The sequence below is a fragment of the Limnobaculum zhutongyuii genome, from assembly GCF_004295645.1.
GTDB lineage: Bacteria > Pseudomonadota > Gammaproteobacteria > Enterobacterales > Enterobacteriaceae > Limnobaculum > Limnobaculum zhutongyuii.
The window spans coordinates 3,773,893-3,794,077 of sequence record NZ_CP034752.1 but is presented as its reverse complement, the minus strand read 5'-3'; the positions used below and the strand labels follow the sequence as shown (position 1 = coordinate 3,794,077).

General features: G+C 43.3%; 16 protein-coding genes, 6 tRNA genes and 1 pseudogene. 9 read left to right on the top strand and 14 right to left on the bottom strand.

Going from position 1 to position 20,185, the window contains the following annotated elements:
* Position 1 precedes the first annotated feature (1 nt).
* Both ligA and EKN56_RS16925 read left to right on the top strand, forming a co-directional pair.
* The gene (gene ligA / locus EKN56_RS16930) at positions 2 to 2,023 is read left to right on the top strand and encodes an NAD-dependent DNA ligase LigA (protein WP_130592884.1); all 2,022 of its coding nucleotides are present in this window, start codon (positions 2 to 4) and stop codon (positions 2,021 to 2,023) included.
* 23 nt (positions 2,024 to 2,046) lie between these two features.
* Positions 2,047 to 2,262, top strand: coding sequence for a DUF3820 family protein (locus tag EKN56_RS16925; protein WP_130592883.1), 216 nt, complete (start codon positions 2,047 to 2,049; stop codon positions 2,260 to 2,262).
* 98 nt (positions 2,263 to 2,360) lie between these two features.
* On the opposite strand, the gene EKN56_RS16920 is transcribed toward EKN56_RS16925, so the two are convergent.
* From EKN56_RS16920 to EKN56_RS16900, 5 genes are all read right to left on the bottom strand, one after another.
* A tRNA-Leu gene (locus tag EKN56_RS16920) sits at positions 2,361 to 2,447 on the bottom strand.
* Between the two features lie 59 nt (positions 2,448 to 2,506).
* A tRNA-Lys gene (locus tag EKN56_RS16915) sits at positions 2,507 to 2,582 on the bottom strand.
* 6 nt (positions 2,583 to 2,588) lie between these two features.
* A tRNA-Val gene (locus EKN56_RS16910) sits at positions 2,589 to 2,664 on the bottom strand.
* A 50-nt stretch (positions 2,665 to 2,714) separates the two neighbouring features.
* A tRNA-Val gene (locus tag EKN56_RS16905) sits at positions 2,715 to 2,790 on the bottom strand.
* 60 nt (positions 2,791 to 2,850) lie between these two features.
* Positions 2,851 to 2,926: transfer RNA gene (locus EKN56_RS16900), tRNA-Val, on the bottom strand.
* 247 nt (positions 2,927 to 3,173) lie between these two features.
* Between EKN56_RS16900 and gltX the strand changes: the two genes are divergently transcribed.
* The gene (gltX, locus tag EKN56_RS16895; protein WP_130593755.1) at positions 3,174 to 4,589 is read left to right on the top strand and encodes a glutamate--tRNA ligase; all 1,416 of its coding nucleotides are present in this window, start codon (positions 3,174 to 3,176) and stop codon (positions 4,587 to 4,589) included.
* Between the two features lie 214 nt (positions 4,590 to 4,803).
* Positions 4,804 to 4,879 (top strand) — tRNA-Ala (locus EKN56_RS16890).
* A 351-nt stretch (positions 4,880 to 5,230) separates the two neighbouring features.
* Here EKN56_RS16890 and EKN56_RS16885 read toward each other — a convergent pair.
* From EKN56_RS16885 to EKN56_RS16870, 4 genes and pseudogenes are all read right to left on the bottom strand, one after another.
* Positions 5,231 to 6,622: an acyltransferase family protein gene (locus tag EKN56_RS16885; RefSeq protein WP_130592882.1), complete on the bottom strand. Its 1,392-nt coding sequence runs from the start codon at positions 6,620 to 6,622 to the stop codon at positions 5,231 to 5,233.
* 189 nt (positions 6,623 to 6,811) lie between these two features.
* Entirely contained in the window at positions 6,812 to 7,246 is a 435-nt protein-coding gene (locus EKN56_RS16880; RefSeq protein WP_130592881.1) for an acyltransferase family protein, read from the bottom strand.
* 174 nt (positions 7,247 to 7,420) lie between these two features.
* A complete protein-coding gene (locus tag EKN56_RS16875) occupies positions 7,421 to 7,723 on the bottom strand; it encodes a hypothetical protein (RefSeq protein ID WP_130592880.1) in 303 nt (100 codons plus the stop codon).
* Between the two features lie 321 nt (positions 7,724 to 8,044).
* Positions 8,045 to 9,022, bottom strand: a pseudogene (locus EKN56_RS16870) (isoaspartyl peptidase/L-asparaginase family protein).
* A 641-nt stretch (positions 9,023 to 9,663) separates the two neighbouring features.
* Between EKN56_RS16870 and EKN56_RS16865 the strand changes: the two are divergent.
* Positions 9,664 to 10,893 carry an Nramp family divalent metal transporter gene (locus EKN56_RS16865; protein WP_130592879.1) on the top strand — a complete coding sequence of 410 codons (1,230 nt, stop codon included), beginning with the start codon at positions 9,664 to 9,666 and terminating at the stop codon, positions 10,891 to 10,893.
* Positions 10,894 to 10,942: 49 nt separating this feature from the next.
* On the opposite strand, the gene mgrA is transcribed toward EKN56_RS16865, so the two are convergent.
* From mgrA to pagP, 4 genes are all read right to left on the bottom strand, one after another.
* Positions 10,943 to 11,935: an L-glyceraldehyde 3-phosphate reductase gene (mgrA, locus tag EKN56_RS16860; RefSeq protein WP_130592878.1), complete on the bottom strand. Its 993-nt coding sequence runs from the start codon at positions 11,933 to 11,935 to the stop codon at positions 10,943 to 10,945.
* An 82-nt stretch (positions 11,936 to 12,017) separates the two neighbouring features.
* Positions 12,018 to 13,055, bottom strand: a complete 1,038-nt coding sequence (locus EKN56_RS16855) for an NADP-dependent oxidoreductase (protein WP_130592877.1) — start codon at positions 13,053 to 13,055, stop codon at positions 12,018 to 12,020.
* Between the two features lie 202 nt (positions 13,056 to 13,257).
* Positions 13,258 to 14,367, bottom strand: coding sequence for a sodium-potassium/proton antiporter ChaA (gene chaA / locus EKN56_RS16850; RefSeq protein ID WP_130592876.1), 1,110 nt, complete (start codon positions 14,365 to 14,367; stop codon positions 13,258 to 13,260).
* Between the two features lie 170 nt (positions 14,368 to 14,537).
* Positions 14,538 to 15,089, bottom strand: a complete 552-nt coding sequence (gene pagP / locus EKN56_RS16845) for a lipid IV(A) palmitoyltransferase PagP (RefSeq protein WP_130592875.1) — start codon at positions 15,087 to 15,089, stop codon at positions 14,538 to 14,540.
* A gap of 385 nt (positions 15,090 to 15,474) precedes the next feature.
* On the opposite strand from pagP, the gene yqaB reads away from it, so the two are divergent.
* The 4 genes from yqaB (at position 15,475) to luxS (ending at position 18,771) form a co-directional block, all read left to right on the top strand.
* A complete protein-coding gene (gene yqaB / locus EKN56_RS16840; RefSeq protein ID WP_130592874.1) occupies positions 15,475 to 16,041 on the top strand; it encodes a fructose-1-phosphate/6-phosphogluconate phosphatase in 567 nt (188 codons plus the stop codon).
* Positions 16,038 to 16,466: a YqaA family protein gene (locus EKN56_RS16835; protein ID WP_130592872.1), complete on the top strand. Its 429-nt coding sequence runs from the start codon at positions 16,038 to 16,040 to the stop codon at positions 16,464 to 16,466. The genes yqaB and EKN56_RS16835 overlap by 4 nt, the downstream gene beginning before the upstream one ends.
* 72 nt (positions 16,467 to 16,538) lie before the next feature.
* A complete protein-coding gene (gene gshA, locus EKN56_RS16830; protein ID WP_130592870.1) occupies positions 16,539 to 18,101 on the top strand; it encodes a glutamate--cysteine ligase in 1,563 nt (520 codons plus the stop codon).
* 154 nt (positions 18,102 to 18,255) lie between these two features.
* Positions 18,256 to 18,771: an S-ribosylhomocysteine lyase gene (luxS, locus tag EKN56_RS16825; RefSeq protein ID WP_130592868.1), complete on the top strand. Its 516-nt coding sequence runs from the start codon at positions 18,256 to 18,258 to the stop codon at positions 18,769 to 18,771.
* A gap of 78 nt (positions 18,772 to 18,849) precedes the next feature.
* Here the strand turns inward: luxS and EKN56_RS16820 are convergent, their stop codons facing one another.
* Complete coding sequence (locus tag EKN56_RS16820; RefSeq protein WP_142665296.1) at positions 18,850 to 20,145, bottom strand: CNNM domain-containing protein; 1,296 nt, start codon at positions 20,143 to 20,145, stop codon at positions 18,850 to 18,852.
* Positions 20,146 to 20,185: the final 40 nt, after the last annotated feature.

Here is a 20,185-nt window from a genome sequence, read left to right as displayed (position 1 = left end):
TATGGAATCCCTTAAGCAACGTTTAATTGAACTCTGTGAACAACTGCGTCATCACGAATATTTGTACCATGTTCTTGATTCTCCAGAAATTCCTGATGCGGAATACGATCGTTTGATGCGTGAACTGCGCGATATCGAGACTGCCCATCCGGAGTGGATAACCGATGATTCACCGACGCAAAGAGTTGGTGCCGCACCGCTGTCTGCATTTGAGCAAGTCACCCATGAAGTTCCTATGTTATCGCTGGATAACGTATTTGATGAGCAAAGCTACTTAGCTTTTGATAAACGCTTACACGACCGTTTAAAGCGTAATGAAGAGATAACGTTTTGTTGTGAACTGAAGCTGGATGGTTTAGCCGTCAGCTTGCTATATGAAGATGGTCGTCTGGTACAGGGAGCCACCCGGGGAGATGGCACAACTGGAGAAAATATTACTTCGAACGTGAGAACGATTGGGGCCATTCCTTTACGTTTGACCGGAGAGAACATCCCGCGTCGTCTTGAAGTTCGGGGTGAGGTTTTTATGCCGCAGTCAGGCTTTGAACAGCTAAATGAGCACGCGCGACGCAACCATGAGAAAGTATTTGCCAACCCACGTAATGCCGCTGCGGGCTCTTTAAGGCAACTGGACCCAAGGATTACCGCTAAAAGGCCATTAACGTTCTTTTGCTATGGTGTGGGCTTGATTGATGGGGGAGAGCTTCCTGATAGTCACTGGGAGCGTTTGATGCAGTTTAAGCGCTGGGGATTACCGGTCAGCGATCGTATTCGGTTGTGTAAAGGCAGCCAGCAGGTATTAGATTTTTATCATCAGGTTCAGGAACAACGTCCCAGCCTGGGATTTGATATTGATGGTGTTGTTATTAAGGTAGATGATTTAGCCCTGCAGAGAGAGTTGGGATTTGTGGCTAAAGCCCCTCGCTGGGCAACGGCATTTAAGTTTCCAGCCCAGGAACAGATGACGGTATTACGTGATGTCGAATTTCAGGTAGGGCGTACCGGCGCAATAACCCCGGTTGCTCGTCTGGAGCCAGTTACCGTTGCTGGCGTCACTGTCAGTAATGCTACTTTGCATAACGCCGATGAAATTGCGCGTTTAGGACTCTGTATCGGTGATACGGTGGTGATTCGCCGTGCAGGTGATGTTATCCCTCAAGTTGTAGGCATTATCGCCTCAGAGCGTCCCTCAGACGCAAAAGAAATCGTTTTTCCAACCGAATGCCCGGTATGTGGTTCAAGTGTTGAAAAGCTCGAGGGTGAAGCGGTAGCTCGTTGTAGTGGTGGTTTGGTTTGTGCCGCGCAAAGAAAAGAGGCTTTGAAGCATTTTGTCTCTCGTCGTGCAATGGATGTGGAAGGGATGGGAGATAAGATCATTGAGCAATTAGTGGATAAAGAGTATGTCCATACGCCAGCTGATTTATACCGCCTGTCAATTGGTATTCTGAGTCGCCTTGAACGTATGGGGCCAAAGTCAGCGCAGAATCTGGTTGAAGCACTGGAAAAATCAAAAAATACCACCTTTGCTCGTTTTCTGTTTGCTTTAGGTATCCGTGAAGTAGGGGAAACTACTGCTGCTAATCTTGCCAGTCATTTTGGTTCCCTTGAGGCTTTACAAGCTGCAGATATGGATGCGCTTAAAACTGTACAGGATGTAGGAGAGGTTGTGGCCAAACACACCTTTAATTTCTTACGTGAAGAGCATAACCAGAAAATTATTAACGAACTAACTGGTCCCGAAATTGCGATTCACTGGCCGGCGCCTGTTGTGATTGTTGCTGAAGAAATAGACAGCCCTTTTGCTGGTAAAACAGTAGTGCTGACAGGCTCACTTAGCCAAATGTCCCGGGATGATGCTAAAGCTAAGTTGATTGCTTTAGGGGCTAAGGTTAGTGGTAGCGTATCTAAAAAAACGGATATGGTTATCGCCGGTGAAGCTGCGGGTTCAAAATTAGCTAAAGCTCAGGAGTTGGATATTCCGGTGATCGACGAGGCGGAGATGATTCGCTTACTTGGTGTATAGCTAATAAACAGGATGTGGGTGGAATGATAGAGAAAGAACATTTGCTTCAGATTGCCAACACACCAATGCCATTTGGTAAATATAAAGGGCGAATGTTGGTGGATTTGCCTGACGAGTATCTATTATGGTTTGCCAAAAAAGGGTTTCCTGCCGGCTCATTAGGGCAACTGATGGAACTGACATTAGCATTAAAGATAGAAGGGCTGGATAGTGTTATCCGGCCATTAAAGCGCGGATAGGGATACTTAGAGTCTGACTTGTTCAGGCTCTTTTTTTGTATTTTAGATATGGAATTAATGACAGAAACAGAATATAAGCAGGAAAGCTAAATTTGAAATGGTGCCCGGGGCGAGACTTGAACTCGCACGGCGTTGCCGCCGAGGGATTTTAAATCCCTTGTGTCTACCGATTCCACCACCCGGGCCACGCTGGAAGTTTATATAAAAAAAGCGCTCTGAGCGCCATTTTCAAACTATCCATAATTGGTGGGTCGTGCAGGATTCGAACCTGCGACCAATTGATTAAAAGTCAACTGCTCTACCGACTGAGCTAACGACCCAAATAATGGTGGGTGATGACGGGCTCGAACCGCCGACCCCCTCCGTGTAAAGGAGGTGCTCTACCAACTGAGCTAATCACCCGAAACTACATACTGCTATTTTACTGCGCTTTTGCTACACCACATAAATAATGGTGGGTGATGACGGGCTCGAACCGCCGACCCCCTCCGTGTAAAGGAGGTGCTCTACCAACTGAGCTAATCACCCAAAACTACATGCTGTTATTTTTACTGCGCTTTACTGCACTACATAAAACTACACAAAGAATGGTGGGTGATGACGGGCTCGAACCGCCGACCCCCTCCGTGTAAAGGAGGTGCTCTACCAACTGAGCTAATCACCCTTCTCGTGTGGAGGTGCATTATAGGGAACCGTCCAACTGAGTCAATGATTTTTTGAATGAAACTGACTGTTCGTCGTAATTTTAGACAGTATAGTAAATACTTTTCAAATTTATCTCTGTTTTCAGTGCGCCTTGAACATTGAGGATTCAGCATGGAGTGATAGAATGTGCGCCACTATAGCGAAAGACAGATATTAAATTGATCTTTGCTGATTAAATCTTGCAACAAGGCTAACGCTCAATGACCATGAAAATAAAAACACGTTTTGCTCCAAGTCCAACCGGTGATTTACACGTCGGTGGTGCCCGTACCGCGCTTTATTCCTGGCTGTTTTCACGTCATTTGGGCGGTGAGTTTGTTTTGCGAATTGAAGATACCGATCTGGAGCGATCAACCCAAAAAGCAATTGATGCGATTATGGATGGTATGAACTGGTTAGGTATTGATTGGGATGAAGGTCCCTATTTTCAGACCAAACGTTTTGACCGTTACAATGCCGTTATTGATGAAATGTTAACTGCCGGTACTGCTTATAAGTGTTATTGCTCTAAAGAGCGTCTGGAAGCACTACGTGAAGAACAAATGGCTCGCGGTGAAAAAGCACGTTATGACGGCCACTGTCGCCATGACCAGTGTAATCATGCTGATAATGAGCCTCATGTAGTACGTTTCCTGAATCCACAGGAAGGGTCAGTTATTTTTGATGACAAAATCCGTGGCCCGATTGAAATCAGCAACCAGGAACTGGATGATTTAATTATCCGTCGTACTGATGGTGCTCCAACCTATAACTTCTGTGTGGTGGTTGATGACTGGGATATGGAGATTACTCACGTGATCCGTGGGGAAGACCATATAAACAACACGCCTCGTCAAATTAATATTCTGAAGGCTTTGGGCGCGCCTATTCCTGAATATGCTCACGTCTCAATGATTCTGGGTGATGATGGTCAAAAGCTGTCTAAGCGAAATGGTGCGGCTAGCGTGATGCAGTATCGCGATGCGGGTTATTTACCGGAAGCACTGTTGAACTATCTGGTTCGTCTGGGTTGGTCTCATGGCGATCAGGAGATTTTTAGTGTTGGTGAGATGAAGCAGCTATTTACTCTGGATGCCGTTAGCAAATCAGCCAGCGCATTTAATACTGAAAAGCTACAGTGGTTAAACCATCACTATATTAACCATTTGCCACCAGAGTATGTGGCGGTTCATTTATCATGGCATATCCATGAACAAGGTTTTAATACTCAGAATGGCCCGCAGTTAGTCGAAATTGTGCAACTGCTGGGTGAACGCTGTAAAACTCTGAAAGAGATGGCTGAGTCTTGCCGTTATTTCTATGAAGAGTTTGAAGAGTTTGATGCTGACGCTGCGAAGAAACATCTGCGTCCGGTAGCTAAAGAACCTCTGGAACTGGTTAAAGCTAAGTTAAGTGCTATCAGTGACTGGAACGTCGAAAATGTGCATCATGCGATTGAAGGTACTGCGACTGAATTGGAAGTAGGGATGGGCAAAGTTGGGATGCCGTTGCGTGTTGCAGTAACCGGATGCGGTCAGTCTCCGGCCGTTGATGCCACTGTTCATGCAGTGGGTAAGTCCCGTAGCCTGGCTCGTATCGATCGTGCACTGGCATTTATTGCTGAACGTGAATCACAGCAATAAATGTATTAACTCAAAGACTATTAGGTGAGCAATGAAAGCCGGACTGCAAAAAGTCCGGCTTTTTGTATTTTTCTGTCTATAAATTCACAGCTTTGCTCTCTTTTTCAGCATTCAGATTAATTCTGTAAATTAGCCGTTGACAGACATCCCCGATGTTTCATATTATGCGCCCGTCCTGATGATGTTGTTACCAGACACACATCATATGATATTTGGGGTTATAGCTCAGCTGGGAGAGCGCTTGCATGGCATGCAAGAGGTCGGCGGTTCGATCCCGCCTAGCTCCACCAAATTCGAAGAAGCCGACTGAAAAGTCGGCTTTTTTTATTGTCAGTTTTAAACCACTTTCTAAAACGTTGGTGATTATTCTTTTAAGACTATATCTTGAAGAGATATTGGCAGAAACAACAATTTGATTATTATAATAAAAAAGAGAATTTATCTCACTAAACTGGCTTTATTCTATTTCTCTAATTTCTGCGATTGCTACTACTTTAAGTAACGTTGGTGGTTATCTGCGAATAGGAATAGGACCATTTATTAGCTCTGGCGGAGTTTATACGCTCAGGGGAACTGTGCGAATCGCTCATAAAGGTCAAGTAGTCACCGCGTTATCCATTCCGCACAGTGACTATTAATGTTTACTTATCAAGAATATTTGGGACGTTATCATTAGCCCACTCAACAAACAGTTCAGCTAATTTATTGCTGGCATATTCTGAGAAGTGATCTGTATTATCCCTATATACAGGCATGCCATCAATTTTGAATTCGCATGTATCATCTTTGCATAACAAATTATTTTGGTCGAAAAACTTAACATTAGGATTGGTTTTTTTGAACTGATTAATCATTACACTATAAGCTTTTAATTGCGCTTTTTGTACCGAGATCGGCATTTCGCATGACTTGCTCGGGGTCTTAAATGGTCTGGCGAAACATCCCTTTATGTCATAACCAAGCTTAATGTGAGGTATAAATACAATAACTGTTATTCCTTTGCTCTCAAGGAAATCAATTTTTTTCTTAAGCCGCCGAATGTAATCTTTATAAATTACATTTCTTAATCCATTAATTATTACATATTTTATGGTGGGATTATCTTTTATAATATCATTGATAAACTCTTGGCTTCTATAATGATGGGTCCCTGTGCATGGTGTTCTCGATTCCTCACCCATTCGTTCATATGATTCTACTTGTTCCGCTCCACAAGTTCCAATCGACAGGATATTTTGTTCCTTTAAATGTTTGTTATGAATTAATCCAGGGTAAAGATGGTTAGCATAACTATTCCCAAGCAATAATATTGTTGGTTTCGTTGGTTTATCTTGTATACAAAACCACCATCCGTAATCTTTAGGAAAGTCGGAATGGTATGTGTTTAGGCAGATATCATTACTTGTATAGGACCAGATAGGACCAACGATGAGATTATTTGCACTTTTTTCATCTACGATTACTTTTCTGTTGGCGATGCCTTCATTAATATAAGTGTAATATCCAATAGAACCCGTGATAATGGCTATAATAAGCAGCGCTATAGTTTTTATTCCACTGTATTTACCAAATCTAAATGGTTTCTCTATCAAAACATAAGTTAGCCACGACAGTATAAAGCTTGCTATTACTGCATAGATTCTAATTTCACGCGAAGGAAGTTCTGATTCAACAATTCTGGCAAATGATAATATAGGCCAATGCCATAGATAGAGCGGGTAACTAATTAAACCAACCCATACTATTAATTTATTACTTAGTATGTACTTGTTAAATATTGCATATGGTCCAGCAAGTATCATTAGAAAAGCCCCTGATACTGTAATGGTAGCCAGCCATCCTGGGAATACTGAACTTTTATTAATAATGAAAAAGGAAGTTATTATTAATGACAATCCTACAATAGAAAGTAAGTGTTTGAGTAGCATGTCATTACTGTGTTTTTTGCTACTTCTGAATATGATTAATTCTATACTTTTGTATGTCCAATCCTTATTAAACATCAATAAGTAAGCCAGCAAGCTGCCGCTCATTAACTCCCAAAATCGGGTGTATGGCATAAAGAATGCTGAAGCAGGATCTACAGAAACTTCTTCAATGTTTAGTGAGAAAGAAAAGCCAATAACTAGAAGAAGGAAAATTAATACGTTTAACCTTAATTTCCATACAATAAGCATTATTATTGGAAAAATAAGATAGAATTGTTCTTCAATACTGAGCGATCATAGATGCATCAATGGTTTAAGTTCAGATGCAGAGTCGAAATATCCCGCCTCAAAATACAGAACAAAGTTTTGTACGAAGGCTATGCCACTTAATACATGTTTGCCTAAAGCTTTAAACTCATCAACGAATAGAGCTTGCCATCCAAAGAAATAACACGCAGTGAGCACGGTCAGAAGAGCCGGAAAAATTCGTTTTATTCTGCGAATATAAAAATCAATAAAGCTGAAATTACCCATATCGAGCTTTTTCAAAATGATGCTAGTGATTAAATACCCGGAGATAACAAAGAATATATCAACACCAACAAAACCACCGGGAAGTCTTGATGGGAACGCGTGGTAGATAACAACGGCTAGTATTGCTATAGCCCTGAGGCCATCTATATCTGAACGATATTTAATTGAATTGTTATGGACAGCTTCGTTATTCATTTTGTTTTTCAGTTATTATACGTGAAGCGTCCATGCACCATCCGCCTGCCATGATGATTTGCGATGAAATCTTATCATAAGATTATGTGTGAGATGTTATCATTCTGCACATCATGCCAATACCTGACAGAATTACTAGTATGTAAAAAAGCCCTTAATTGAAGGCCATATACATTAACAAATTCTCGCTACAGTCTGCGCCCTGTCAATTAACTTCTCCATTCCTCCAGATGATGTGATCATGCCTGAGATGGAAGATCCCAAATCTTCAGCCAGTCCGGTGATCAGTGAATTAAACGAATCTGTTTTTGCTGGGATCGTGATGCCGGAATTCATTAAGTTGTCGTGTATCTCTATTTCTACGTAATAGATTTCTACGTAATAGCGGCGGGTTGGAATTTGATTAGATGCTTTAACCATAGTAGGAGAATAAGCGCCAGTTTTTCTAATAGACGGGAGAGCCTTCCAGTCACCCATTTTCCCCAATCTTTGGAGTAATGTTCCGGGGTTACTGCATTTCTGCAACGTCAATTCATTAAGGATGAGCAGTTTCGGCGATCAAATTATTGAGAGGCGTAAAAATACGGTGTCACAGATTTATTTTAATGAGAGATATGTGAATTACCCTATTTCATTTTAATGAAATTGGCGTTTAACCTTCTTGCATGCCATGCAAGAAGGTGGTGATTATATCCTGCTTAGCTTCAATAAATTTGAAAAATCGACTGTAGCATTGACCTTTTCACGTTAGCCTATTAATGAAAAGAGGAGTAACTTGAATCCTCCCGATGCCAACCACTAATCCCGATAAATATTTACATACACCGCTTGCCCCACACGTCCAATACCCCGGTACATTCCTTCACTATTAAACGGGGTAACTACGTTTCCCTTTGAGTCGATGGCAATTAGTCCTCCGCGCCCATTGATAGCGGGTAATTTTTCCATAACCACTTTATAGGTAGCTTGTTCCAATGACATTCCCGCGTATTCCATCATGGCGGAAACGTCATAGGCAGCAACGGTTCTCATAAACATTTCGCCGGTGCCGGTAGTGGATACCGCGACAGTGTTGTTATTAGCATAGCAACCAGCGCCGATCAGAGGTGAATCACCAACTCTGCCAACTTGTTTGTTGGTCATGCCGCCGGTAGAGGTTGCAGCTGCCAGATTGCCATGAATATCGATGGCGACAGCTCCCACAGTACCGAATTTTTTGTCTGGATCGATAGGTTCATTTTGCGTTTTTTGAGCTGTCTGGGTAGCACCATCGTGATCTAATACGGCACCACTTTGTTCTCGTAGGGCGCGCTGGAGTTGTTCATAGCGGGCCTCTGTGAAGTAATAATCAGGTTCTACAAATTCAATTCCCTGAGTTTTAGCAAATGCTTCAGCACCATCTCCGATAAACAGAACGTGGTTGCTATGTTCCATTACGGCTCGTGCTGCGAGGATTGGATTACGTATATGGGATACGCCAGCAACAGCACCCGCATTTAACGTAGCGCCATCCATAATTGATGTGTCCAGCTCGTTAGTTCCTGCATGAGTAAAAACAGCGCCTTTTCCTGCATTGAACAGAGGATTCTCTTCCAGTAATCGCACCGCTTCGGTCACTGCATCCAGTGCGCTGCCCCCGGCGGCAAGAATGGTTTATCCGGCGGTGACTATCCCGGAGAGTGCCTGGCGAAATTCCTGCTCTTTTTCTGCGGTCATTGCTGTTCTGGTGATGGCGCCAGCACCGCCATGGATGGCAATTACGGGAGTGAGTGTCATAGTGGTATCAAGTCCGCTGTTTAATGTGTTTAAGATTAATTTCCGCCATATTTCAGACTGAATCGGTTTTGATGGTGAATTTTTGATTATTTGGACACAGGTAACTGTATATCAGGTCTACCGGACTATAAGTTTTTTGCTTACTAAAGGTAAAGTGGAAAATTACGGAAAAGCGGTAGATATCTCCGATTAATTGTCAGTGGATATAACAGTGATTTTAATGGGTTGATTAGAGGGTATAGATTGATTTTTATTTCTCATATATTCATTTTAATTCAATGTATTATAGTTTTTAATCTCAATTTTATTCCTTTATGGAATGAAAAAAATGCTGATTATTATGAAAAGCTATAACTGAATATAAATAGTTTTATTCTATGGCTAACGTATGATTGTTGTTAATTGATTGCGTTATTGTTACATATGGTTTCTTAAATGTTGTATTTATTGAGTGAGCTGTAGTTTACTGTATTATAATGACCGTAATATTTACGTTGGTTTAGGTAATACAGCTTCGGTTTTTGATGCGAAATATTATCTGGCTGTTTAATTACGCCTATCTGAGCGATAAGCATAATTAAGTTGATATTTGAATGAGAATCATTATCATTTAATTGTGTGGTGATTCGGAGAATATATCTATGTCAGATTCAGGTGCCATAGTTCAGTCAAGTAAAGTATCGAGAAAGATCAGGCTTGCTCTGATGGGACCTGCTTTTATTGCGGCCATTGGCTATATCGATCCCGGTAACTTTGCCACCAACATCCAGGCTGGTTCTGCGTTTGGCTATCAGCTGCTTTGGGTTGTTGTGTGGGCCAATATTATGGCGATGGTAGTACAGCTTTTTTCCGCCAAGCTGGGAATTGCGACCAATAAAAATTTGGCGGAACATATTCGCGATCGGTTTCCACGTCCGATCGTTTGGTTTTATTGGGTTCAGGCCGAATTAATCGCGATAGCAACGGATTTGGCGGAATTTATTGGTGCAGCAATTGGGTTCAAACTATTGCTGGGTGTAAGTTTGTTAAACGGTGCCGTGATAACGGGAATCTGCACCTTCCTGATTTTAATGTTACAGAGCAAAGGGGATAAGCCTTTAGAGCGCGTAATTGGCGCTTTTCTGCTGTTTGTTGCCGGAGCTTATATTATTGAACTGGTATTTTCAGCGCCTGATATTACTGAACTTTCCACCGGTATGCTAATACCCGGGCTACCCAATAACGAAGCTGTATTTCTGGCTGCCGGAGTATTAGGCGCTACTATCATGCCCCATGTTATTTACCTGCATTCTGCGCTAACGCAAAACTCCAAAGGCACCAGAGAAGAGCGCTATTCCGCTACTAAATGGGATGTAGCAGTGGCGATGACGATTGCCGGTTTTGTTAATTTATCGATGATGGCAATGGCGGCAGCAGTTTTTCACTTTCATGGACAAACGGGCATTACAGAACTTGATCAGGCCTATGTTACGCTGGAGCCGCTGTTAGGTAAATTTGCTGCGGTGACTTTTGGCCTTAGTCTGGTGGCTGCCGGACTATCTTCTACTGTTGTCGGAACCATGGCCGGGCAGGTTGTGATGCAAGGTTTTATTCACTTCAGAATACCGCTTTGGCTACGCCGTGCAGTGACCATGTTGCCATCGTTTGTCGTGATTATGAGCGGTATGGATGCGACTCGTATTCTGATTGTCAGCCAGGTATTTCTTAGTTTTGGTATTGCTCTGGCGTTGATTCCACTATTGAGTTTTACCGGGAATCGGCAACTGATGGGGGATTTGGTTAATAGCACGTTGATGCAAAATATTGGCCGGGCAATTGTCGGGCTGGTAGTCAGTCTGAATATCTATTTGCTAGTCAGCTTCTTCTTATAGCAGACAGCCACCACGATAAACTTAATGGCGGCTGTCTGAGTTAACTATCCTATCTGGATAGAATAGCTTCTATCTCATTGAGTTCCTGTTGGCTAAATTCCAGATTGTTCAATGTAGCCACGGCATCTTCGATTTGGCTGACTTTACTGGCCCCAATCAGTGCTGAGGTCACTTTTCCTTCGCGTAAAACCCAAGCCAGCGCCATCTGAACCAGTTTTTGTCCACGGCGTTGGGCAATTTCATTTAGTTGACGAATTTGAGTTACCCGAGCTTCTGTTAACTGGTCGCTGGTAAGGAAGGGGCTGTCACTGGCGATCCGGGAACCTTCCGGAATACCCGACAGATAGCGATCGGTTAAAAGACCGCCAGCCAAAGGTGAGAAGGCAATTGAGCCAACACCTTCTTCTTGTAAAACATCCTGTAACCCATTTTCAATCCAGCGTTCAAACATAGAGTATTTAGGCTGGTGAATCAGACAAGGGGTTCCCAGTGAATTTAGAATACGAATCGCCTCTTTGGCTTGATCCGCAGGATAGTTGGAAAGCCCGACATACAACGCCTTACCCTGACGAACAATTAAGTCCAGCGCTGACATGGTTTCTTCCAGTGGCGTATCAGGATCAGGACGATGGTGATAAAAAATATCAACATAGTCGAGACCGATACGCTTCAGGCTTTGATCCAGGCTGGAAACCAGATATTTTTTAGAGCCAAAATCACCATAAGGGCCCGGCCACATGGTGTATCCGGCTTTAGAGGAGATAATCATTTCATCACGATAGTGCTGAAAATCCTGCTTCAAAATGCGCCCAAAATTGATCTCTGCTGAACCGGGAGGAGGACCATAGTTATTTGCTAAATCAAAATGGGTAATGCCTGCATCAAAAGCAGTACGGATCATTTCACGACTGTTTTCATACAGCGTGACATCACCAAAATTGTGCCAAAGGCCAAGTGATATTTTAGGCAGCTGGATTCCGCTGCGGCCACAACGGGTATATTGCATAGAGTCATACCGTTGTGGATTGACGAAGTGGGACATTCATATCTCCTTAGAAAGGTACACGAGATTTGTTGGTGTACCGAATGATAAAATCAGATAAATCGTAGCCGAATGGTGATAATTAGTTCTCATTACCTAGTTGAATAACTAATTTTCCGAAGTTCTCGCCTTTTAACAGGCCGATAAAGGCTTTAGGTGCGTTTTCCAATTCCTGAACCAGATGTTCCCGGTATTTGATTTTTCCTTCCGCTACCCATTGCCCCATTTGCTGAATGAATTCGCCAAAATGGTGGGCATAATCATTAAAGATAATGAATCCCTGCATGCGAATTCTCTTTTTCAAAATAATACTTTCCAGCAGGCTGAGTCGATCCGGACCATCAGGCAGGGCTGTGGCGTTATATTGTGAAATGATGCCGCAAACCGGAATACGAGCGCGTGGATTTAACAGAGGAAGAACGGCGTCAAACACCTTACCGCCGACGTTTTCATAATAGATATCAATCCCCTGAGGACAAGCCTTAGCTAATTGCTGGGCTAAATCCATCTGGTAGTGGTCTAGACATACATCAAACCCTAATGTTTCCACCGCATAACGACATTTCTCCGCACCACCAGCAATACCAATCACCCGACATCCTTTCAGCTTAGCGATTTGGCCTACGGTACCGCCCACAGGGCCAGTTGCTGCGGCTACAACCAACGTTTCCCCTGCTTTAGGCTGGCCGATATCCAGGAGCCCCATATAGGCGGTAAATCCCGGCATCCCGAGAATTCCTAACGCATAAGAAGGATGAGGAACCGTACTATCCAATTTGATAATGCCCTGACCATCAGTGACGATGTAATCCTGCCAACCGGCCTGACCAACCACCCAATCACCAGCCTGAAATTCAGGATGGTTAGATTGCACCACTTTACTGACAGTACCACCAACAATGACGTCATTTATTTCCATCGGCGGAGAATAAGATGGTGCATCGCTCATACGACCACGAACATAAGGGTCGAGAGAAAGATAGACATTGCGTAACAGTAATTCACCCGCTCCGGGGACTGGGATTGGCTGCTGTTCCAGACGAAAATCATTCGGAGTAGGGGCACCATAAGGGCGTGAGGCAAGAACAATACGACGGTTGATATTTGGGCTTTGACTCATAATGGCTTCCTTCATTAATGCTGATAAGGGGAAACTGAGCTTTATTCGCGTAACACAAAGTACCTCTAATCATGGCCAATAAACAGCGTTTGTGTTTGTTTAATTGAGCGAAAAAATGAAAAGTCAGACAGGAGAAGGGAATGAAGAGTAGTGGAAATAAAAACGCCACTGACATCAGTGGCGTTTTGGTGCGATAGGATAGTTATCCCATCATCAGCACCAACATATAAGCAACAAAGATGGCCAGATGAGCAGCACCATTAAGAACATTGGTTCTGCCGGTTGCAAACGAACTCTGACAAAGTAGTAATACGGTAACAAGTAATACTACGTTAGAGGTCGACAGGCCAAAGACCAAATGTTGACCTGTGATGGTCGCAATAAGAACGACAGCGGGTACCGTCAGGGAAATGGTGGCGAGTACAGAACCGAAGAACAGATTCATCGCACGCTGTACCTGATTATTCATTACTGCTTTTAATGCGCCCAAACCTTCAGGTGAAAGAATTAATAATGCAATCAGGAAGCCGGTAAATTGCGGCGGCGCATGTAATTCAGTTAATAAATACTCCAGCGAGCCCGCATTGATTTTAGTGACGGCGATAACAGCAACCAAATGAATCACTAACCAACAGGCATGCCAGGCATTACCATGAGCAGAAGGTTTTCCATGGTGATCGTCCGGGCCATCGCCTTCATCTTCGTGTTCATATATAAACAGATTTTGATGAGTTTTAGTTTGTATGGTCAGGAACACGACATACATCGCTGCAGATAGCAGGGCGATAATCAAAAGTTGACCGGAGCTAAAGGTTCCACTGCTAAAGGTTGCCGGTAAGACCAGAACAATAATTGCCAGCGGTAGTAGCGCGGTCAAATATTGTTTAATACCAGCCAGATTAACATGTTGAGTGGCAAACTTACGACCACCCAGTAACAACGATATCCCTACCAGCCCGCTCATGACTATCATAATGACAGAATATAGCGTATCCCTCATTAGCGTTGGTCCGGTGTCACCGGTAACCATCAGCGCAGAAATCAGGCTGACTTCCAGTATCACCACCGCCAGACTCAGGATTAGTGAACCGTAGGGTTCTCCCAGTCTGTGAGCCAGTACGTCAGCATGACGAACCACACTAAAAGCTGCACCCAGAATCGTAACCAGTGCAAGAAGGTTAATTAAGACAGTAATCAGAAGGTTAGTATTGTGCTGCATAAAGAGCAGTACAGGAATGGTAATCATTGTCAAAATGAGTGAATACTCTTTATGACGAGTTTTGCCCGAAGGATGATGTTGTGCTTGATCCATAAATTCTCTCTGTGGCTAAGGGTATAATCAGGCGATAAAGTGAAGTTCTCTCTTATAACATCCGGAATAGATGTTAATAGAACTTTAGTCACAGGGCTTAAATAATCAGGCCGGACGTTAACCTGCCTGAGAAAAAGGGTTAACGTTACCGGCTCTGAGAAAGCTCTCAGCTAAAACTGCCAGCGAGCCCAGGTAAATAAGACGTTACCATTGTTATAGGTACCAGGAATATAGGTATTTTGGATAGCAAACTGTTTATATTCTATTGAGAATAGTGGCAGTGGTAACGGTAGTGGAATATAGGAATAGTCGTGGCGAGCAGTAATGGCCGCCGTGAAACCCAGCCCTAAACGCCAATCTCTGTCTTTACCAAAATACCAGTTTTTCTGGTAACCATAACCAGCAATTGGTTGAAATTGATTGTGTGAGTCCTGAAACTCCATGGCGTAAATAGAGTGCCAGTTTCCGTCATTGTCAAACCGTGATACGCCATAGCCAACGCCCCAAGGTCTCTCGTTATAAGAGTCGGTTTTATCCTTGTCATACATAGCTCGGTTATGCCAGGTATTCAGAGGCACATAGAGATCGCGGGTAGGAGAGTTCCAGGTTTGTTTAACATTGCTCTTAATGGTTTCCCAAATGCCATCATCTGCCGCCTCTTCTGCAACGGCATTGAAAGATAAACTGAATAACAGAGCTGATGTAATGATAACGGCTTTCATAATTTGAGAATGACTTTCCAGTATGTGTGTATGTCCCTATTCTGCGCATTTCCAAACAAAAAAACGTCGCGCATAGAATCTGTTTTGGCATGGAGCCTTGGCTATTAACCGTCGGTTATTATAGTAAAATCACGTAGGAAATTCACTATAAACGCGCTATTTATGTGGCGTAGTTGTTACAAGATGTTGTTCTGCAGGGATAATGTTTTCGTGAAAATAGCCATTTTCTTTATGGATATTGATAATTAACCTTAATAAATATATGGGTTTATATTGTGTTACATAATCTGCTATCGGGTTAACTCAATCAGCGACATTAATTAGCTTTTAAGTTAAAGTAATCGAATAGTTCGTTATCTGTTATCTAAATATTGAGGGGTCTGTTATGTATGACCGCTATCAGGGGCTGATCTTTGACATGGATGGCACTTTGCTGGATACCGAAGAAGGGCACCGAAAAGCCTGGAATGAAGTACTGGCAAAATATGGCATGGAGCTGGATTTAGAAAAAGTTATCGCTCTGAATGGTTCGCCTTCCTGGAAGATTGCCGAGTTTGTTATCAATAGTTATCAAGTTGATATGGACCCCTATAAATTAGCGCAGGAAAAATTCGATATTGTCGAGGAGATGGTATTGGATATGGTTAAGCCATTACCGATTGTCGAAGTGGTTAAATCCTATCGTGGAAAACGCCCGATGGCAGTGGGTACAGGTAGCATGCATGGTTTTGCCGAAAGGCTCTTGCAACACGTTGGGCTAAAAGATTATTTTACAGCAATTGTTGGCGCTGATGATGTTCAACATCATAAACCAGCCCCGGATACTTTCTTACTTTGTGCACAGTTAATGAAAGTGACCCCTGATTCTTGCATCGTGTTTGAAGATGCGCCATTCGGCCTTCAGGCGGCTAAAGCTGCCGGTATGGATGCCGTGGATGTTCGTTATTTGTGAGTGATACACTATCGCTATCGGCGCTATTTAGCAGTAGTTTTCTGAGTGCGACTATACTGCCAGGCAATTCAGAAGTGGTATTTGCCACTTTGTTAACCACGGTAAATACGGCGCCGTGGTTATTGCTGGTGGTAGCGATTATAGGGAATACGCTAGGAGGGCTGACGAATGTCATCATTGGCCGTATAGCGCCAGTACCTAAACATCACCCACGATTAGAATTGGCTATGAAATGGCTACAACGCTATGGTTCGCCGGCGTTGTTATTAAGTTGGTTGCCCGTAATGGGTGATTTATTGTGTCTGCTGGCCGGGTGGTTACGTTTACCCTGGTGGTCGGTTACTTTTTTTATGCTGCTAGGGAAATCGCTGCGCTACTTGCTTGTGATGGTTATTACTCTAAAAAGCATCTCTTTTTTTAGCTAACAAAAGAGAAAAATACCGATATGAATCTTCGGTTTCGGCAGGTTGTATGAACATTGATTACGGGAGGTCGAATTGATCCCGGACGTATCGAAAGCGCTATCCTGGCTGGAAGCGCATCCTCAGGCTTTAAATGGTATTCAACGTGGTATTGAACGTGAGACCCTCCGCATAACTCCAGATGGTCATCTGGCGACAACTCCGCATCCTAAATCACTGGGTTCGGCATTGACTCATCGCTGGATAACTACGGACTTTGCTGAGGCATTGCTCGAGTTTATTACGCCGGTGGATGGAAATGTCGATCACCTGCTGGCTTTCCTGCGTGATATTCATCGCCATGTGAGTCGCGATTTGGGTTCTGAACTGATGTGGCCATTAAGTATGCCGTGCTTTATCAGTTCAGAAGACAAAATTGAGTTAGCTCAGTACGGTACCTCAAACGTCGGTCGTTTTAAAACTCTGTACCGTGAAGGGTTGAAGAATCGTTACGGTGCATTAATGCAAACTATTTCAGGTGTTCACTATAACTTTTCTCTGCCATTAGAGTTCTGGCAGGCCAGAGAAGGAATTACTGATGCCGAAAGCGGTAAAGAGAAAATTTCGGAAGGGTACTTCCGTTTGATTCGTAACTATTATCGTTTTGGTTGGGTTATTCCTTATTTGTTTGGTGCTTCTCCAGCGCTTTGTTCCTCTTTCATTAAAGGCCGTGAAAACAAAATGCCTTTTGAAAAATTGAAAAGCGGAGCCTGTTATTTGCCTTATGCGACCTCATTGCGCATGAGCGACCTTGGGTATACCAATACTGCTCAAAGTAATCTTGGGATTACTTTCAACAATCTGACTACCTATGTGGAAGGATTAAAAAAAGCTATTTCTATTCCAGCTGAACAGTTTAAACATTTGGATGAGAAGAGTCATGGTCACTACCAGCAGATCAACAGCAATATTCTGCAAATAGAAAACGAATTCTATGCGCCAATTCGGCCGAAGCGCGTTACGCGCAAAGGCGAATCACCATCCGATGCATTATTGCGCGGTGGTGTGGAATATATTGAAGTCAGAGCGTTGGATATCAACCCATTCTCGCCAATAGGTATTGATGCCGATCAGGCGCGTTTCCTCGATCTGTTCCTGATTTGGTGTACCCTGGCAGATGCGCCAGAAATGAGCAGTGAAGAACTTCAGTGTACCCGCCATAACTGGAACCGGGTCATTCTGGAAGGGCGTAAACCGGGGCAAACTATTGGCATCGGTTGTGATACTGCTCGTCAGCCATTGGAAGTCGTTGGTAAATCACTGTTCGCCGATCTATTGCGAGTTGCTGAGGTGTTGGATGGCTCAAACAAAAATTCGCAATATCAGGATGTATGCAATAAATTAATATCAGCCTTTGAAGATCCTGAACTGACCTTTTCAGGCAGAATGCTGCAGGCTATCAAGGATGTTGGTATCGGCAGTTTTGGTTTGGCATTAGCGGAACAATACCGCCAGATGCTACAGTCAGAACCATTAAGTGTATTAACTGAAGATGCAATGGAATCTGAACGTGTCGCTTCTCTCCGTCGTCAGCAAGAGATGGAACAGCAGGATACAATAAGTTTTGATGATTATCTGGCTGAACAAAACCAGCGTTAATAGAATAAAAGAAAGGCCACATATCTAGTGGCCTTATAAACATCTCTAAAAGGGATGATGATAACGAGTGTTCTTGTACTTAGTAGGACTCGCGTTTTCAAGAAAGGTTTCCTGTTTAAGTAAAAAAAGTTATTTTTTTTATGAGTTGACGAAAATGCCATTGTTAGATAGTTTTACCGTTGACCATACTCGTATGGCTGCACCCGCTGTTCGGGTTGCAAAAACAATGCAAACGCCCCATGGTGATACCATTACTGTGTTTGATTTACGTTTCTGTCGCCCGAATATGGAAATTCTGCCGGAGAAGGGGATCCATACTCTGGAGCATCTGTTTGCCGGATTTATGCGTGACCATCTTAACGGTAATGGTGTTGAGATTATCGATATTTCTCCAATGGGATGCCGTACCGGATTCTATATGAGTCTGATTGGTCAACCAGAAGAAGGCCGGGTAGCTAAAGCATGGGAAGCAGCAATGGCTGATATTCTTAAAGTACAGGATCAAAATAAGATCCCTGAACTGAATGAATTTCAGTGTGGTACCTATGAAATGCACTCATTGAAAGAAGCTCATGATATTGCTCGTCATATTATTGACAGCGGTATCCGGGTGAACCACAACGATGAGCTGGCATTACCGGCAGAAAAATTATCCGAGTTACATTTGTAATTCAGTTATCTGCGGTTAAGTTGCTAAATAACAAAACCCGCAAAAGCGGGTTTTGTTTTATCAGATATTCATATTTAATTATTTCTTTTTCAGATTCTTTGCAGGTGGTTCGCCATTAAGCGGACGAATCAACACTTGCTTAATCATATTGTTATTCACTTCGATAATATCGACAGAATAATTTTTGAAGTCAACGTGTGTTCCAGCTACCGGGATATCTTCAAAATATTCCAGCAGTAATCCATTAATGGTTTTGGCAGTAGATGTGGGTAAGTGCCAGCCAAAAGCTTTGTTTAGTTCGCGAATACTGGCACTGCCGTCAATGTAAACCGAGCCGTCTGCCTGAGGTACCACTTCTTCAGCCAGAGAAGGAGACATAGAGGTAGTAAAGTCACCAACGATCTCTTCAAGAATATCTTCTACACTAACCAGTCCCTGAATATCCCCGTATTCATCAACAATGATGCCGACTTTTTCCCGGTTACGTTGAAATTTAACCAGCTGTACGTTCAGAGGTGTTCCTTCCGGAATAAAGTAGATTTTGTCCGCAGCTCGCAACATCGTCTCTTTATTGAATTCACTTTTTTCCATCATCAGGCGATAAGCCTCGCGAACCCGTAACATGCCAATGGCATCATCCAGAGTATCACGGTACAGCACAATACGGCCGTGGGGAGAGTGAGTTAGCTGCTTAAGAATATCTTTCCATTCATCATTCACATTGATTCCGACAATCTCATGGCGTGGAACCATAATGTCATCAACGTTAACGACTTCTAAATCCAGTACTGATAACAGCATGCTTTGATAACGATGAGAAATCAGTGGATTTGAGGCATTGACAATAGTACGCAGCTCATCTTTGCTAACGGCATCACTGCCTTTAACATCGGAGCGCAAACCAAACAGGTGCATAATCAGGCGGGTTATACCGTTCAGTAACCAGACCAACGGTGCCATGATTTTTTGCAAGGGCTTCAGTAGGAAGCTGCTGGGAAACGCGACTCGTTCAGGATAGAGGGCTGCAACCGTTTTTGGCAGAACTTCCGCGAACACCAGAATGACAAAAGTCAGAATACCCGTTGCGATGGCAACACCCAGATTACCATAGAGGCGGATACCGATAACCGTAGCCAGGGAAGATGCCAGAATATTAACCAGATTGTTGCCAATTAAAACCAGGCTGATTAAACGGTCCGGACGCTGTAGCAGTTTTTCTACGCGTCGAGCCTGGCGGTTGCCCTTACTGGCAAGATGGCGGAGCCGGTAACGATTCAGCGTCATCATCCCCGTTTCGGAGGCTGAGAAATAGGCTGAAATCAGCACCATGACAATTAAAATGATAATTAGGGTACCGGTTGATACGTCGTCCACCGATAAATGTCCTCAGTTATAATGCGCTATACGATTAGTA

What these genes read in the sequence shown, in the direction of transcription:
- EKN56_RS16875 (WP_130592880.1), bottom strand. Translation starts at nt 7,723, where the DNA reads ATGGGTGACTGGAAGGCTCTCCCGTCTATTAGAAAAACTGGCGCTTAT.
- gltX (WP_130593755.1), top strand. Translation starts at nt 3,174, where the DNA reads ATGAAAATAAAAACACGTTTTGCTCCAAGTCCAACCGGTGATTTACAC.
- luxS (WP_130592868.1), top strand. Translation starts at nt 18,256, where the DNA reads ATGCCATTGTTAGATAGTTTTACCGTTGACCATACTCGTATGGCTGCA.
- ligA (WP_130592884.1), top strand. Translation starts at nt 2, where the DNA reads ATGGAATCCCTTAAGCAACGTTTAATTGAACTCTGTGAACAACTGCGT.
- EKN56_RS16865 (WP_130592879.1), top strand. Translation starts at nt 9,664, where the DNA reads ATGTCAGATTCAGGTGCCATAGTTCAGTCAAGTAAAGTATCGAGAAAG.
- pagP (WP_130592875.1), bottom strand. Translation starts at nt 15,089, where the DNA reads ATGAAAGCCGTTATCATTACATCAGCTCTGTTATTCAGTTTATCTTTC.
- EKN56_RS16925 (WP_130592883.1), top strand. Translation starts at nt 2,047, where the DNA reads ATGATAGAGAAAGAACATTTGCTTCAGATTGCCAACACACCAATGCCA.
- EKN56_RS16885 (WP_130592882.1), bottom strand. Translation starts at nt 6,622, where the DNA reads ATGAGCGGCAGCTTGCTGGCTTACTTATTGATGTTTAATAAGGATTGG.
- EKN56_RS16880 (WP_130592881.1), bottom strand. Translation starts at nt 7,246, where the DNA reads ATGAATAACGAAGCTGTCCATAACAATTCAATTAAATATCGTTCAGAT.
- yqaB (WP_130592874.1), top strand. Translation starts at nt 15,475, where the DNA reads ATGTATGACCGCTATCAGGGGCTGATCTTTGACATGGATGGCACTTTG.
- mgrA (WP_130592878.1), bottom strand. Translation starts at nt 11,935, where the DNA reads ATGTCCCACTTCGTCAATCCACAACGGTATGACTCTATGCAATATACC.
- EKN56_RS16855 (WP_130592877.1), bottom strand. Translation starts at nt 13,055, where the DNA reads ATGAGTCAAAGCCCAAATATCAACCGTCGTATTGTTCTTGCCTCACGC.
- chaA (WP_130592876.1), bottom strand. Translation starts at nt 14,367, where the DNA reads ATGGATCAAGCACAACATCATCCTTCGGGCAAAACTCGTCATAAAGAG.